The sequence below is a fragment of the Modestobacter versicolor genome (assembly GCF_041028285.1).
GTDB classification, from domain to species: domain Bacteria; phylum Actinomycetota; class Actinomycetes; order Mycobacteriales; family Geodermatophilaceae; genus Modestobacter; species Modestobacter versicolor_A.
On record NZ_JABGDB010000050.1, the window covers coordinates 1 to 551 of the forward strand.

Here is a 551-nt window from a genome sequence, read left to right on the forward strand (position 1 = left end):
ACGCGCTTTTTATCCCCGTTGTAGCGGTCGATTGATTCTTGCAGGTCGGCAGGTTCTTTAAACCATTCCCCGTCCTCATAGAGTGAATCATCTTTCACCGGGTCAGTAACACACATTCCGTATGTGCTGTTGAGCATCCCTTTTTCAAGTAGATACTCTGCCTCCATTCCCGCGACATCTTTTAGTTCCGTCTTTTTCTGGTACATTTCCAGAACGGTTTCAATAATGGGCTTTGGAAGATAGTTCTTGTGTGCAATCTTCGCGTTTGCCACTTCCATTTCTTCCCACTTGTAGCACTTAGAAATAATCCAGTAATCTATTTCAGTGATGGAAATAGTTAGTTCGTCAGCCGCTTCGACGCGCCCGTTATTTTCTACCATTCCTTTATGGTCACGACATTTTGACGCGCTCAAATAGTTTTCCTGTTCGATGCGCGGTTCCACGTTGAATAGTTTAATGTCCATCATGACCGCAAAGTTATTACAGTAATGGTGTAGTTCATCCAGCGTGTTTATTACTACCGGTTTGAAACGCGACATCGGAAACTTTTC

General features: G+C 43.7%; 1 protein-coding gene. It reads right to left on the reverse strand.

The window, feature by feature from the left end; genetic code table 11:
• The coding region (locus HL054_RS22210; protein ID WP_369141302.1) for a hypothetical protein at nucleotides 1–443 on the reverse strand (443 nt) is incomplete at its 3' end.
• Nucleotides 444–551 lie beyond the last annotated feature (108 nt).